Raw genomic sequence first — 14,643 nt, forward strand, 5'->3', positions numbered from 1 at the left:
TTGGAAGCCCTGACAGAAGCTGTTTTAGAGCAAATCGACACTTTGGGAAAAGATCGGAGATTAGTACAAGCCTTCTTCTACAAAAAGGAGATTGGCTTCTTTACAGGTTAATTCACGCATCAATAAGTAGCCTATATGCCCAATGACCTCAGCCTGGTAGTAATATTCGTTATACTTTATCACCTTGACAATTGTCCCTTTCGGAATAGCATACTTCGAGTTTGCCATATAATTAGGCGCCACTCTTAACGCTGCATTAGGTTCGACCTCTGCATAAAGCTTACTCAAATTTGTACCAGTTTGACTAGATGTAGAAGCAGTGCTTTTGCGGTCTTTTTCCGTTACAGAACCAGTATTGGAGTATGTATCAATGTTGGTCGAGTACTCATTATATTGAATTGGTGTCGAAACAGGTGGATTATTATACACTGACCCACCTGTTGTACGCCCTGTATTTGGGTTATAATTGCCGGGATAACTATAATTATCGGTTACCATGTGGTTTGGCCGAGTACGTTCATGCGGCCGAACATAAGTACCGTCCCTCCGATAGTAGCCTCTCACATGAACTTGAGCAAACGAGTGCAATCCCGAAAAGCATAGCAACAAGAAAAGTAAAAGCCGAATCATCATTGAGCAATTTTAAAGGTTGAATAGACTGAATCAAACAACAGGTTTCTCGTAGGCCGACAAGGATTTTATCAATGCGTCACCGTAGAGAAATATGTCATTGATACTGCTTATTTCGTGTCGCTGTTCAGTACGATTTTCGTCAAAAACGGTAATAGATTTTTTACCTCCATTTAGGTGCAAACGGCAGATAGGTTTTCGATTATTGTTGTCCAACAGAATAGCGAAATAAGATTGAGCATCACGGTGTACGATGCGATTAGCGTCAATCGTGTTACGGAGGATAGCTCTGACGATATAAAAGCCTTCTAGCTCTTCCTGAGTAGTGATGATGTTTGGCTCTTTCTTTTCATCATTCATTGGAGTTGTTGGTAGATCAGTTGGAGTTTGCTGAGGGGCGACTATTTCCTCCTGACCCAGAGCCGTCTTCAACCGATCAGTAATCTGATCAGAGAAAGTATGCTGAAACGACTTACGTACCAGGGCTGTAAAATACTCCATCATCTTTGCCGTAAGCGTACCTCCATACACTTGACGAGCAAAATGACGTACGAGAGCGTCTGACGGATTTGCCATTTCCTGCTGAATGAGCGCCTTTAGTTCACCGGTGTATTTCAGTTCGCTGGCGGTTGAAATAATGGTTTCAACGTCGAAATACGACTTATGGAATTTCTTCAGTTCCTCAACCTGATTATCACGCAGGTCAAGCATGTTGATTTCCAGAAATGGCTTTTCATCCATTTTGTTAGGTTCCTGCAAATCTGTGTAAAACCGGTAAATAACGCCGTTCGTTAATACGCCAAAACGGGCTTTGGTTACGTGGAAATAGCGTAGAAGTTGATTATCGTGTAACGTAAGTGCCTGGTTCCAATGTTTGCACTCAATGAGCATGCAAGGCTCGGCAGGACCACCGTTAGGGTCTTCCTTCAAAACGGCGTAGTCGACCTTCTCGCCTTTCTTCGTACCAATGTCACTGATAAACTCAGGGACAACTTCAAACGGGTTGAACACGTCGTAACCGAGCATTTGCAGAAATGGCAAGATCAACGCTGTCTTAGTCGCTTCCTCGGTTTGAATAGAATCTTTCAAGCGAGCAACCCGATCGCCAAGTTGCTTAATTTGATCTTTGAAATCCATATTGGTAAAGGTTTAGGAATAATTTATGGTATTAATTAACGAGTTCGAGACGTGGGGTTCCATCGCAGTTCATCAAATACGTCCGCCCCCGCATTTCGATCGTTTTATTGCATGGGCAACACTCAGTAGAATTTCGCTGAGTTACCTGCCGAACGCGACCAAGATTATCTGTAGCACTGTAATATCGAGTACAAATATCACAGCCTTCACTGCCTTTAACGATTATGAGATCGCCTGTATCTAATTTAGGTTGTGTTTTCCTACCGGAATTAATAGTTTTCTCAACATTAGCTGTAGCTTTACCAGTTTTAATTTCAGTAAGCGAATTAAGGTATTCTGTTGAATTGTTTTGAATTGGAGGGTTATATAATAAAGTGAAGTTAGTTTTCGCATTAACGCATAATATATTTTTTATTTCATCCCTAAGCCCTTCAACATCCGAGAATACTTTATACGTTTTTTTATTTAAGATATAGTCATTTAATGAATTGTCTTCGCTGAAGATTAAAATAGAGTCCTTACTAGCTTTCTTTTTCGTGAAATTATCTATTAGCAACTTACTGTTTGTATTAACCTTTTGTCCAGTTGTGAATATTTTAGGTACATCTATTTCACCGAGGTTATTTTTGATTAACCGACCAATTACTTTTGGGTTGTGTATATCTTTAGAGCCACCCTTTTCTATTTCTGTAACAAGCGATAATTCTTTATCAATATCAAGTCGGATGATTGAGGGATTTAGTATATATGTACGATTACAATCCTTACTATCAGATATTAGTACAGCACATAAATCCTGAATAGTTTCCGGAAGTAGTCTAGTTTCCTCATCGTATTTGACATTTACAGAATCGAGCATGACAATTTTTAGTGTACTAGTTTCTGGCTTTCCTTCTTCATGCTTACAAGAAAACGTAAAGAAGATTATTGAAGCAAAGAATATTTTATAAAGCAAATTAAGATTTGTCATATTTGATTTACAGTTAAGAATTAAGAATGTCAAGTTGTCTTTCTAATCCCTTACGAGCAATAGGGCCGCGTAAGTTAGGAGGTTGATTTACTATAAGAGGTGTTAGCTCTTTGTCAGTTAAAATCCCGAAGGTTTCTAAGTAAAACTTTTGATCATCAGATTTGAAAATTTTGTGATCGCCAGATGTACGTTCAACCGCAGATGAATTTAAAGCATCATCAAGTAAAGGATGTACGATTGGACCGATCGTATTAACAAAAGAGCCCCTCCTCGTTGATACATATTTACTATATTCCGTTTGAATCTTATAGTTAAATCGCGAAGTGTAAAGAAAATATCCTGTATAGGCAATATGCAATATAGACCCGAGTAAATAACATACTAGAACGGCTCCAGCAATTGCATCAGGAGTCATATAAGCATCGTAAAAGAAATAAAATTTCAGTATGCCAGAAGCTGTTATAAGTACATAGAAGAAGTATGTATAAATAGTGTAGCTTTTTATTTTTCTTTTCAGGTCTTCCTTTTCCACCTCATCATCAGCATTGACCAACTCATTTTTGTGACGACATATTCTATCATGCCATAAATGAGAAACAATAGCTAGAAATATATCAATGAAAATAGCTGCAGCGATGGCCTGCCATAAAACTCCTTCTTCTATTCCGTAGATAGTAGGAATAATCTCTAGTACTAAAATTGCAAAGAAAGCAATCATTTGTGTTGGATAGCCGACTGTTTCAAATAGCCCAGGCAGCGCAACACCTCCAAAAGTACGCCTAGTTTTTTTCGTGTATAACCAGAAATTTCTTGTCTCTTTTGAAGGCATGAAATCTTGTCCTGATGGAAAGTCAAATAGCTTGAAACTCAACATGGTGAAAGAATATTTAGGTTATATGAAAAAGTTACTGTTTAATAATTGGCTTAGCATTTACTCCATTTGTGTCGGTTTGCACTTTTAAGAAGTACATACCAGCCGGTTGCGTCCCTAACTGAAAATGCTCAGTCTGGGGCGTTGAGGACGATTGGTGTCTTACCTGCCGGACGACTATACCTGCCGCATTAATGATCTGGAACGTAACGCTTTGTTTGGTCGATGAACTCCAGTCAACTGATACATCCCCATTTGTTGGGTTTGGATATACGTTAATCGATACGGGTTCAACTGGGGCTAGGGTCGCTAGAGGAGATAGAACGCTTAACAAATAAGGTGTACCGGAATCACCAGGTCCGCAGGTGCTTTGTAGATTTGTAATCGCATAGGAGCGGGTCTGTGCCGGTCGTACCCAGATTACGTATAGAGAGTCAGACGCTGTAATTGACCGGTTGTTCCAGTCGATAAACGTCCAGGGACCATCTCCCGAAAGTCTGATGCGGATAGCAGTGCTGTCGCCAGGGTATACCGAGCCGTCCCCAGAAAGGGTAGCAATTGCTCTGTTCGACACTCGCACTTCAACAGAGCTATTGGGGCTCTGGCAGTTGTTAGCGTCTTTTTGCGTTACGTAATAGACGGTTATACCTGCCTGCTGCGTGTTAGGAATTATTTGCTCAAACGACTGCCCACTGTGATCGGTGTTTGTATACCAGGTTAAGTTAGTGCCAGTTGCAGAGAGTGGAGTACTTGCGGCACCAACGCAGTACAGTGCCGTTGAGGTAACGTTAGGAGCCAGTGGTGTTGGTACAACCCGCACGGTGATCTGTGCCTTTGGGCTTATGCAGCTACCCGCTTTCTGAGCAACCAGATACGTAAAGGTCCCCGGTTGCGACGTAACAGGAACAGGCGCATTCGCGCTACTCGAAATGCCTGGTCCTTCCCAGATTAACCCGACCCTGGGGGTAGCGGTCAAGGTGTCGGCCTGTGCCAACTGACAAAATATCTGATTGGCTTTTACGCTTGGTGCCGATGGCGGAGCAACAACAGATACTGATACCGGCTGACGGAGACTCTCACAGGTATTGACATCAGTCTGCGTGACGTAAAAGGTATACGTACGAGAGTCTATCGTGAAAAAGCCAGGGGAATTGGGCGAAGCCGTTCCCCCAGTTTGTTCTGTGTACCACTTCACATTCAATCCGGTAACTGACAAAGGTTGGGCGACCTCCCCCACACAATACCGTACTGAATTTGCTATTGGTAACTTAGGAGCTGGACGAATTGCTACAGTTATGGCGGCACGCATACTTTCACACCCATTTACTGTTTGACTGACTGAGTAAGACTGTGTATCTGTTGTTAGCGTAGCGGGTGTAGGGGCAGCACCTAGTTTACTTCCTGATGAGTTGTACCACGTTAGCGACGCACCGCTGGCAGTCAGCGCCGTGGCAACAGCATATTGGCATATTGAGACGGAAGCTGGTACAGTTGGCGCAACGGGAATAGAATTAACAACCGCTTTTACCGCTGTTCGTGAACTTTCGCAACCATTAACCGTCTGAGATACATACACGATCTGTTCACCAGCGGTCTGACTGTTGAGCGCAGGCGGTTGGGAAGAACCGGTACCGCCAGTAGCGGAAGAGTACCAGAGCGCGTTAGGGATAGATACCGAAAATTGACCCTGGCCGCCCTGGCAAAGTGCAACACTCGTAGCAGTTGGTGCAGAAGGAGCTGCAGCGACGGATACCGACACAGGCTGCCGTAAACTTTCGCAACCGTTAGCATCGGTTTGCGTTACGTAGAACGTGTACGTAGTAGCACCACTGGTCGAAAAGGTTGGTGAACCAGTTAAGGCAGTACCATCAGCCGCGTACCACCGCAGGTTTGTCCCTATGGCTGTCAATGAGCTGGGTGTCTGGTTGACACAGAAGCGAGCGGAGCCAGCTACGGGAGCAGGTGGAGCGGGTGAAATAAATACACTGACGGTAGACTGCATACTTTCGCAGCCGTTGACCGTCTGACTGACCGAGTAATATTGGATGCCTGTGGTCGACGTATTAGGTACGGGCGCAACACTTAGCTTACTTCCTGATTGATTATACCACGTGAGCGATGATCCCGCAGCGGTTAGCGGAGCCGCCATTGAATTCTGACAAATAGTCGTCGGAGTGGGTACAGTTGGTATGACCGGAATTGGATAAACAACTGCTTTTACGGCTGTTCGTGGACTCTCACAGCCATTGATGGTTTGCGATACGTAGAGGAACTGCTCACCAGCGGCCTGACTGTTGACTGCAGGTGGTTGCGGAGAGCCCGTTCCGCCAATAGCGGAGGAGTACCAAAGCGCATTCGGAATACCCGTTGGCAGCTGGCTTTGCCCGCCCTGGCAGAGCGAAACGCTGTTAACCACTGGCGCAGTTGGTATGGACGTTGGTGTTACATTGATGGTCGCACGCAGGCTTTCGCAACCGTTAACAGTCTGGGTAACGTAATACGTACTGGCTTGGCTAGCTGGTGGTGTGGGAGCGCTGGCAAGCACCTGTCCGTTGGCATTGTACCACTTCAAATTCATCCCCGTAGCACTCAAAGGGCTCGTAACGGTAGTCGGGCAAAACGAGACGTCAGCAACTGTAGGAGCGCCCGGGCGAGTAATGTCGAGTGGCGTTGAAACCGAACTAGCCAGCACGCTGTAATCAGTTGATCCGGGTGAAGTTGGCCTTTGAATAACGACCTGGACACGGTAGCCTGATCGGGCAGTAAGCGATGTAGGTAGCGTTGCCGTAACGGGGCTTGTGGTGCCACTGCCAATCACCTGTGCGTTAACAAAACTACCCGCAGCATCTGACAGTTGCACCTCATAAACAATGATCGAAGGAAGCGAACTGCTTGCTGTAAACGAAATAGGAAGTGTCGTGCCTGGGCAGTAGGTACTGGATAATACACTAGTTGTAAGTATGACCTGGCTTTGTCTTATTGAAATCTGAGCCGACCCGCCGATGTTGTCACTGGTGCCACAGCCGCTGTCTCTGAAGCTTTTGATGAATGAGTTATCAAAGACTGTTGCGGTTGAAAAGGTGGGTGTAATCGTTGTTGGGCTAACAGATGCGGTAGCCGAACGAATTATATTATTATCGACATAGGTGAATGACCAGGGAGGTGTCCCCGTAAATGATAACTGAACTAGGGCGGTAGAGCCCGCCGTCGTTGTCGCACTCCCCGAAATTGTCAGGGTAGGTAAGGCGGCTATACTGATAGTACCCGTATTGCTTTGGACACTTGCCGCTGTGGCCACTATCCGGAAACGATACGTTCCTGTGGCGAGCGAGGCTGGTAATGTAGCATTAATGGGTGTTGAGAGACTTGTACCCGACAATTCCTGTAATAAGCTTTCATCCGTGTTGATCAACTGCACCTTAAAACCATTTCCAGCCGGGAAGGAGCCTGTTGCAGAAAAAGGAAATGATACGACCGAACCAGCGCAGTAACTACCAGATAAACTACTGGTACTAATTGCTGGTCCATCAACTGTGTTGCTTCTAACCACAAAGGCTGGACTGGCACTTCCTATAACGTTTTCGATCAGTCCCTGCGTAACGACGCGAACTCGATACGTTCCAGGAGAGGTATTACCAGGAATGGTGGCTTTGATTGATCGGATACCGCCGAAACTAGAGCCTTTCTGCTCCCGACCGCTATATTGATCTGCCGAGTTTAACAAATCGCCTACTACAGTAGAGCCATCAGCACTTAAAAGCTGAACTTTAAAACTGTTAATAGCTAAGTCTACTGGGAACGTACCAGCACCTGTGCGGTAAGTAGCCGTAATTTCTGTTCCTGGTAAAATGTCTGTTGAACTAGTGTTGATGGTGGTAATACTGAGTGGCTTAACTGTAATAACCACAGAGCCACTGACGGTTCCGGAAAAGTTCTTGATTTTCGATTGATCAATCACCATACTGGTGATTGGCCGTATGATCACAAAACCATCACCGTTAACCTTTTTTGTATTGTTTTCACCGGGTGAGTCAATCTCAAAATATCGTGTACCAGAACCACCAAATTTAACGTAGAAGGGAGCGTCTCCCACTTGATTGCCAACCTGAAAAACGTTGCCATCGAAAGCGGCATCGGGACTCGCGGTAGGGTCACCATAATAAATAGTCAACGTTGTCTGAGCATTTACTGGAGTCAAACGGGCCAGTGCAAATAGTATAATTAGCCAGTACTGGTTTGTAGAAATGTTAATCATGTAAATACTTTATCGTGTGGTTATCAGCTGTATTTGAGCGTGCGCTTTATTGCCGACCAGCTTTTAGTAATTGTCGGATACCATTGATGATTAAGCCACTACCCATAATCCCTCCGCCATAGACAGCGTAAATACCGGGCTGGGCGTAACTGCCGAAAGACATGGGCGTGGCTGGCGAGTTACCTGGTTGCTGAGAAAGTGTTTGCCAGACTGTGTATTCTGCATTAAGTGAGGCAAGTCGCCCCGTGTAATCGTTGTAGATTCGTTGTAAAGAACTATAACCAACATAACTGACACCTAATGCAGCCGTTCCAGTAATGATTTGAAGCCAGGCAGCTAGGCGTGGCGCTCGAACAACTTTGTTAAATGTAAGAATAGCCCCATTAGGTTGCCTGAAAGCCAAGTTCTGATCCTTATTTATCAGGGTTATACTGATAAACGCCTGACTAGTGTTATCAATTTTTCGATACTGATAGAACCCCACTGGTACCAAATCCGTCGTCGAACGAACCACATTCAGCCAACTGTTATCTCGTTTGACTATCAGCGAGTCCTTACCCTTATTGGCGCTCTTGTATAGAGCCGGTATACTATTGATAGGCTTGGCTGGTCCAGTAGCTGGTATAACAATAGGCTTTGTTTCGCTTGTGAGCCCTTCGCCAGGCTGAGGAAAACCGAGACGCACAATAAAGGTGCGCCATTTACCACCGGCTTTTTCTACCCGCAACTCAGCGACGCGCTGCAACGTCTGGTAGCGCGTATTGGCTTGTTTATTTTGTGGATCGATATATTCTCCGCTAAACGTTGACGTAAAAAACGCTTTGATATACGGATACGATTTACTTTCAATAAGTGGCGTAGTGAGCGCTGTTGTGAACTTGATTGTTGATGTGTCGGACTTTGAATAGTAAATAGCCAGGTTCTTCAAGTACCGGTCTACAGGAAGGTCCGCGGAGTTTTTCGACGATGTATGGTTTGGGTCGATGTCATCTTCTACAACCACTGCATCATTATAGAAAATCTGAGCTGAGTTAGGCAAGTAACTGTCCTTGATAGCTTTATCTAGTTGATTTTCCGCTGGAATTGTAGATGTTACTAACCCTAGCAACTCTTCCAGGTTCTTGATGGTGTTCTTAGCTTGAAAATTGATCTCGTCCCGATCCCGTTTAGTGATAGTTGTATCACTATTACTAACCCGGGCAACATAGATCTTTTTAGCACTCTTCTGTGCTAATACCGGCGTTACAGCTGCCATTAAGGCTAGTAAGAATGTAAATATGTTTCTCATAAGCAGTTGGCGTAAACAATATTTTGCCGGGCTCCATCACTTCTGGCGTAGCCTAGCGTGTAACCTGCTTTCGTGTAGGTACGTCTGTATTCGAACTTCTGATTCTGAACGGAACGGCCATTTTGCGTTTGTTCAATCGTATTGCCTATTAAATTGTGAACGAAGGTATGACCACCCAAATCGGGTGATGGAATGCCGCGGAATAAAAGTTGCGTTTTATTCCAGTAAGGATAATTATCATAGGTATAAGTATGCTTTGTCTGACCGTTAGCCGATACAGCAGATTCGCTTATAAGCTGTCCCTGATTATCAAATCCATAATCGATTGTAGTCCCATTGTTCAGTACGCGCTTTGTGATCTTCCCGTTTGTGACCATCGCTATTGTTGTGCCCACTTCGGTTACCTGATTTAGCTTACCAGTATCGTCGAAGGTATAGCTCCGAATAGGTTGCTGTTGTGCGTTAGCTTCGACGTACGTCTTAATCTTACCACTTTCGTAGACGTACCGGTTGTAGCCAAGCATTTGCCCTGACAGAGCGTTTTGAATGGCAACTTGCTGTATAAGCCCATCCTGATACGTATAGACATACCCTTTGTTATTGCGGGTTTGGCTCCCCGTTGTATAAACCGTTGTCTGATCGACTTGAGAGAACAGAAAATGGTCAGCTGAGTACGTAAAATTCTGACGCCCGTTGGTCGTTAGGATACCATTTGTCCACTGCCGATATGCAATTTCCTCTACCTGCCCAAAGGCATTGTAGGTGTAAATCGTTGTATCCCGAATTCCTTCGTTGATAGTGGCAATCCGGTAAATCTGGCAGGTTCCAGGGATGGCAGACTTTGGTATAACCGGCTCCTGGTGGCAGCCGATAACTCCAACCAGCAGAATAAAGCAGGTAAGGAATCTGATCGAATAACGTTTTCTCATCGAACTGTCACTAATTTTAAGGAAACCCGTCTGTTAAGCGCTCTATTAACTTCGCTATCGTTAGGTGCTATGGGCTGGCGACTACCAATGCCATCTTTGTTGAGTATGTCATCTGCGACGCCTAACTTGGTCAAGAACTTTGCCGTGACCAGCGCTCTATATACAGATAGGGTCTGATTGATTTGGAAATTACCCACGTTATCAGTGTGTCCTGTAATCAAAAGTTTACAAGCTGGGTGCTCCCTCATATACTGAGCGACCCGTCGTAAAACATCCTGTGAATCGGCACGCAGTTGGTAACTACCCTGTTCAAAATAGATCATAGGTATTGAGTCAGGCAATATCAACGTCGGCTTTGTTGTTACACCAACCGCTTCAGTTCTTGTCCCTTTGTCAGAAGCTATCACGGAATTCGTACGGGGTTGATTAACCGACACAAAATTTAATCCTGTCTTCAAACGAATCGGTTGTCGAGTCACCTCATTGCCATATCTCACGGCCAATTCATACAAGCCCGGGACTAAGTCATAGGCCGCGTACTGGTGCGCATAGCCTGATACGGCGGATAAAGGCATCGGTTTTGTCTTTACACGTAATTCGCAGTACGTCGCTCCGGGCGCGTTGACAGATAGCAATGTTAATTCACGCTGGAGTTGTATTCCATGCTGTAGGGATTGGCCAGTTAACTGCTCGACAATCAAGTTACCGTCGTAAGATTGGTAGCCAGTAGAGCGAACCTCCAAGGCGACAATATCTTTCTGATCAAAATCCCGCTTAAGTAGCCCCTCTGCATTAGTGCCAAGGCATCGTTTCTCACCGGTTTGGGTATACAGAAAGCAGACCGTGGCCGACAGAGGCTTGCCCCGAATCGCATCAGTAATCAAAAACGTATTATGCTGAACATGCCTGCTATCACGGGCGGATTGATTTACGGTACTATCGTTCAATACATAACTTGTTTGTTCCGTCTGCTGATAAGGCGTGTTCAGTGTCTGTTTATCGGTTGGGATAAGCGGAATAACAACGGTAATAGGTAGGCTATCCCAATTAGCAGCAAGCTGTACCGGGATCGTTTGAGGACGGTAACCGGTCCTTTCGATACGTATTGCCGTCGCACCGAAAGGCAGCTTAGCCGAAAAGGCCCCAGTAGAATCACTAGTTCCTATTTTTTGGCGGCTGCTAGCTGCTCTCACAAAAAGTCGGGCGGAGTTCAGAGGTTGACGGGTACGGTAGTCGATAAGCTGACCTTGCAGATATATACCTGTAGAATCCAGTTGCTGGCCTTGTGCCAACAGCGAAGCTCCGCATAGCCAAATAATTATGAGCCAGCCCAAGTTCATCCTATTCACTGAGCCGATACACCTATGGAACCTAGTAACAGATTCCAGCGTACATCATCCTGACCATTATTAACTACGTGGTAACGCTCCAGCTTAACCCGTACATTCTTTTGAGTTACATCGCTGTACTGCGTATTGCGACCATATCCGATGAAGGTTTGCTGACCAGTTATGACTCCATAATAATTACCGTCTACCGCCTGAGAAAGCTCTTTAAGATACTGAATTTCGGTCCATTCAATATCAACCGATGTATAGTTTAAGCGCTTCAGGTTAGTCAGATACGTACGGATTGGATATCGGCGGGCACCAGGCTGATTCTTGGATGTAACTTCCATCGTTGAGCCTGGCATAAACAGCCTTGAAGCCTGATCTATCGCCTGGCCTCTTTCGTAGTCTGAATAGGATTTATTAGCAATAATTTTCAGGTAGGAAGCAAATTCTTCTACTCTGTTTATTGCTTTCTGACGGTAGTACTGGTACTCTTCTTCGGAAAGAATCAGCTTACTTATCGGCTGAGCTGGAGTTGGCGAAGACGTAGCTAGATTGGCGTTTGTAGGGGGTGCACCAGAGTCAGCTTCTGGCTTCTGAACTGGAGAAGGCTCCTGAACACGTGATGCCGTTGGCGTTTTGTTGGTTGCCTGTGCGGAAACGACCTGTACGTTGGCATTGATAGGCTTTTGCACAATAGCTAACAGAGGGGCTACCTCAGTAGCTTCTCGTAAAAGGCTATGTCGTCCATCGTTGTATAAGATAGCAATGAGTTCTCCTTTCGAGATTGAGGCCGATTTGCCATCATTCGTCAGATAGTTGACAATAGTCTCATTTTCAAGAGAAATTTTTGCCGGTATTACCTCAAAAGGAACGGCACGTAGTAGAAAGTCTTTATCCTGCCAGGCAGTTGTCGTCAGAAACGTCTGCAACTCTTGTTTAGCTTGTGCTAAATCAGGGCTTAATTTACTGATGACCAAGAAATTACCTTTCCGAAAAGCCGCCAGTACGTTTTGACGTTGCAGACTGTACGTGCTAGGCGAATCACCTTTCTGTACTGAAAATATGATTCGCTCGTCAGTAATATCTGTAACCCGTGCTTTAGCAAGACGGTTACCGTTGGCCGTATAAATAACGTCCTGAGCATGTAGCGTTAATTGTAGACTAACAAGGAAAAATAAGCAGAGTAGCTGTTTTTTCATAAAAGAATGGGTTAGCGCCTATCGCATGGAGCCGACAAGCTGATGGGTAGCATTCGTGATAAACGCTTCTAGCTCATCCTGATCAAGTTTCTGGTAAGCCCGGTTACGCAATTTACGCTCACCCGGCTTTAGCCAATCGCTGCTGGTGAATACACCTGTCGCCCCAGCCTTTTTGTAGAGGCCTCGACATCCTTCTAAACAAGGTGTATAATGAATCTTATACGAACCAACAATCTCATTGCTCTTAACATGTACCAGCTTGAACTCAACCGATGCCCCCCGCATGTCGCGGTACTCGTTAATCAGACGTTGCTGCTCATCCGGCTCTGTGAAACAGATATTAGTCGTGTAGCCGACAAGATTGTCTAACCGAACAAGCTCTAGAATCAGATCAGTATCTGTCAGTGAACTAATTTTGGAGTAAGCAACGCTTTCATTGGCGTCCAGAACCTGATTAAACAGACCTCGATCGCGAACGGAGAAACCTTCTTTGAAAAGTTGTTTCTCAATGGCGTTGTATAGAGCCGTCTCATCATATTGGGATTCAATGAATTGCACAGTAGCCGCAGAACGGCTGCTACGTGCCTGACTGACTTTGACCGGGTTTACGGCCCCAAACTGAGGATTGGTTGTTCCCTGCGTGTTGGTAACCCCCTTACGGGTATTAGGGACACGAAGTACAATTCGAGGAGACTTGTTAACAAGCATGATTTCTGTTAACACGTCAGCAGAGGTGAGCTCAGGTTGTTTCTGAGCAAAGTGTACAATAGCCTTCTGGCTACAACTAGTTAACAATAATGCAAAGAGGAAACAGAGAACGTAATTGTTTCTCATTCATTCAGGAATTATGATGTGGATAAATAAGTAACTAGATCGAAGCTGAGTAAGGCTAGCCTTAACGTGATAGAAGTAAGCGATATCAGTAGGCCGTAACTACAAATAAACAGATTACTTTATTAACGTTGGCTCATATCGACTAACATTTACAGTTTCATTCCTCTAGATTTATTATTCGGTAGTCTGAGCCGAATTAGATTATTGCCCTGAATAAAGTTGGTTGATCAACCAATCAGTAACGAGAGTTGAAACCGACCGTATTTATAGCTTATAAGCAGACAATCCATCGTTCTCTTTCATAGGTCAAAGATGATCATATTGCTTTAAATGAAGCTTTCAAATTTGAGACATTTTATGTCTGATTTGGGACGACAGCTCTAATAGATAGACTTATTGATGAATAAATCTATGCTTGACTAAACCGATATGTAAAAAGTGACATTCATCATGCTTCAAACCAGGCGGACTTCGCGTGTTGGTACATACGTAGCACAACTCAGCTATCTGCTCAATGGGATAGCCTTTAAAAACGAAAAGGCCCGATGAAGGGCCTGATCTGTGTGTATTTGTTTAAGGTTATTGGCTGACCGAACGTAACCTGCTCTCGAAATCAATCGTGTTTTTGCGGGTCCGCTTAGCCCGACTTCTTTGCGAAATTTGTTCCCAGTTTGTGCGATCATCTTCGGCTAGTTTACGAAGTCCATTCAATAGCCGCTCCAGCTCCGGATACTGCCACAACCGGTAATCCTTCTTACGTGACGCGACCTGAGCGGTAGTTAATTTTGTGAGCAAACGAACTTGTTGAAACTGGCCTGGGCTCAGCTCGTCCAGATAGGTTGAAATGGTATTCAGGTGGTCGGCGAACCGATTGGGCAAACCGAGTACGTCTGCTAACTGCCCTAACTCGTGCGGCTTCCAGAGCGCAGGATTCTGCTGACGCCCCCGAAGCATACTAATGGTTAAATTTGTAGTTTCTGCGATGTGAGGACAGGATAAAGATGAATTGGCTAACGTGCGCAGCACAACCAACCGAGCGTTTGTATAGGACTGAAGTGATTGTAGTAGTAATTCCATAAGCAGGTAAGTACAAAGAGCCAGTGTCACTAACTCCTCGTACTTACGAGCGGATTTCAGAATTAGATTTACTTTTAGTGGTTATTCTACACAATAAGTTATCCTATAGATTATTCTTA

At 44.7% G+C, this 14,643-nt stretch carries 11 protein-coding genes; all 11 read right to left on the bottom strand.

The genetic code is table 11. The features are described from left to right. Window positions 1–60: 60 nt before the first annotated feature. Window positions 61–498, bottom strand: a complete 438-nt coding sequence (locus tag ACYVBJ_RS18780) for a hypothetical protein (protein WP_460983842.1) — start codon at window positions 496–498, stop codon at window positions 61–63. A 165-nt stretch (window positions 499–663) separates the two neighbouring features. Next, window positions 664–1,767: a type I restriction endonuclease gene (locus tag ACYVBJ_RS18785; protein ID WP_460983843.1), complete on the bottom strand. Its 1,104-nt coding sequence runs from the start codon at window positions 1,765–1,767 to the stop codon at window positions 664–666. A 31-nt stretch (window positions 1,768–1,798) separates the two neighbouring features. Next, window positions 1,799–2,737: a hypothetical protein gene (locus ACYVBJ_RS18790; RefSeq protein ID WP_460983844.1), complete on the bottom strand. Its 939-nt coding sequence runs from the start codon at window positions 2,735–2,737 to the stop codon at window positions 1,799–1,801. A 13-nt stretch (window positions 2,738–2,750) separates the two neighbouring features. After that, a complete protein-coding gene (locus tag ACYVBJ_RS18795) occupies window positions 2,751–3,611 on the bottom strand; it encodes a hypothetical protein (RefSeq protein ID WP_460983845.1) in 861 nt (286 codons plus the stop codon). A 31-nt stretch (window positions 3,612–3,642) separates the two neighbouring features. Beyond that, window positions 3,643–7,806: an Ig-like domain-containing protein gene (locus tag ACYVBJ_RS18800; RefSeq protein WP_460983846.1), complete on the bottom strand. Its 4,164-nt coding sequence runs from the start codon at window positions 7,804–7,806 to the stop codon at window positions 3,643–3,645. Window positions 7,807–7,909: 103 nt separating this feature from the next. Continuing rightward, window positions 7,910–9,151, bottom strand: coding sequence for a hypothetical protein (locus tag ACYVBJ_RS18805; protein WP_460983847.1), 1,242 nt, complete (start codon window positions 9,149–9,151; stop codon window positions 7,910–7,912). Next, window positions 9,148–10,080, bottom strand: coding sequence for a hypothetical protein (locus ACYVBJ_RS18810; protein ID WP_460983848.1), 933 nt, complete (start codon window positions 10,078–10,080; stop codon window positions 9,148–9,150). The genes ACYVBJ_RS18805 and ACYVBJ_RS18810 overlap by 4 nt, the downstream gene beginning before the upstream one ends. Beyond that, window positions 10,077–11,420 carry an OmpA family protein gene (locus ACYVBJ_RS18815; RefSeq protein WP_460983849.1) on the bottom strand — a complete coding sequence of 448 codons (1,344 nt, stop codon included), beginning with the start codon at window positions 11,418–11,420 and terminating at the stop codon, window positions 10,077–10,079. The genes ACYVBJ_RS18810 and ACYVBJ_RS18815 overlap by 4 nt, the downstream gene beginning before the upstream one ends. Before the next feature lie 5 nt (window positions 11,421–11,425). Then, window positions 11,426–12,613: a hypothetical protein gene (locus tag ACYVBJ_RS18820; protein ID WP_460983850.1), complete on the bottom strand. Its 1,188-nt coding sequence runs from the start codon at window positions 12,611–12,613 to the stop codon at window positions 11,426–11,428. Window positions 12,614–12,631: 18 nt separating this feature from the next. Next, complete coding sequence (locus tag ACYVBJ_RS18825) at window positions 12,632–13,447, bottom strand: hypothetical protein (protein WP_460983851.1); 816 nt, start codon at window positions 13,445–13,447, stop codon at window positions 12,632–12,634. 579 nt (window positions 13,448–14,026) lie between these two features. After that, window positions 14,027–14,524: a hypothetical protein gene (locus tag ACYVBJ_RS18830; protein WP_460983852.1), complete on the bottom strand. Its 498-nt coding sequence runs from the start codon at window positions 14,522–14,524 to the stop codon at window positions 14,027–14,029. Between the last annotated feature and the right edge of the window lie 119 nt (window positions 14,525–14,643).

The organism is Spirosoma fluminis, from assembly GCF_054778895.1.

Bases quoted from the DNA above. Each gene is read 5' to 3' on its own strand.
- ACYVBJ_RS18780 (WP_460983842.1), bottom strand. From the start codon at position 498: ATGGTAACCGATAATTATAGTTATCCCGGCAATTATAACCCAAATACA.
- ACYVBJ_RS18785 (WP_460983843.1), bottom strand. From the start codon at position 1,767: ATGGATTTCAAAGATCAAATTAAGCAACTTGGCGATCGGGTTGCTCGC.
- ACYVBJ_RS18790 (WP_460983844.1), bottom strand. From the start codon at position 2,737: ATGACAAATCTTAATTTGCTTTATAAAATATTCTTTGCTTCAATAATC.
- ACYVBJ_RS18795 (WP_460983845.1), bottom strand. From the start codon at position 3,611: ATGTTGAGTTTCAAGCTATTTGACTTTCCATCAGGACAAGATTTCATG.
- ACYVBJ_RS18805 (WP_460983847.1), bottom strand. From the start codon at position 9,151: ATGAGAAACATATTTACATTCTTACTAGCCTTAATGGCAGCTGTAACG.
- ACYVBJ_RS18810 (WP_460983848.1), bottom strand. From the start codon at position 10,080: ATGAGAAAACGTTATTCGATCAGATTCCTTACCTGCTTTATTCTGCTG.
- ACYVBJ_RS18815 (WP_460983849.1), bottom strand. From the start codon at position 11,420: ATGAACTTGGGCTGGCTCATAATTATTTGGCTATGCGGAGCTTCGCTG.
- ACYVBJ_RS18820 (WP_460983850.1), bottom strand. From the start codon at position 12,613: ATGAAAAAACAGCTACTCTGCTTATTTTTCCTTGTTAGTCTACAATTA.
- ACYVBJ_RS18825 (WP_460983851.1), bottom strand. From the start codon at position 13,447: ATGAGAAACAATTACGTTCTCTGTTTCCTCTTTGCATTATTGTTAACT.
- ACYVBJ_RS18830 (WP_460983852.1), bottom strand. From the start codon at position 14,524: ATGGAATTACTACTACAATCACTTCAGTCCTATACAAACGCTCGGTTG.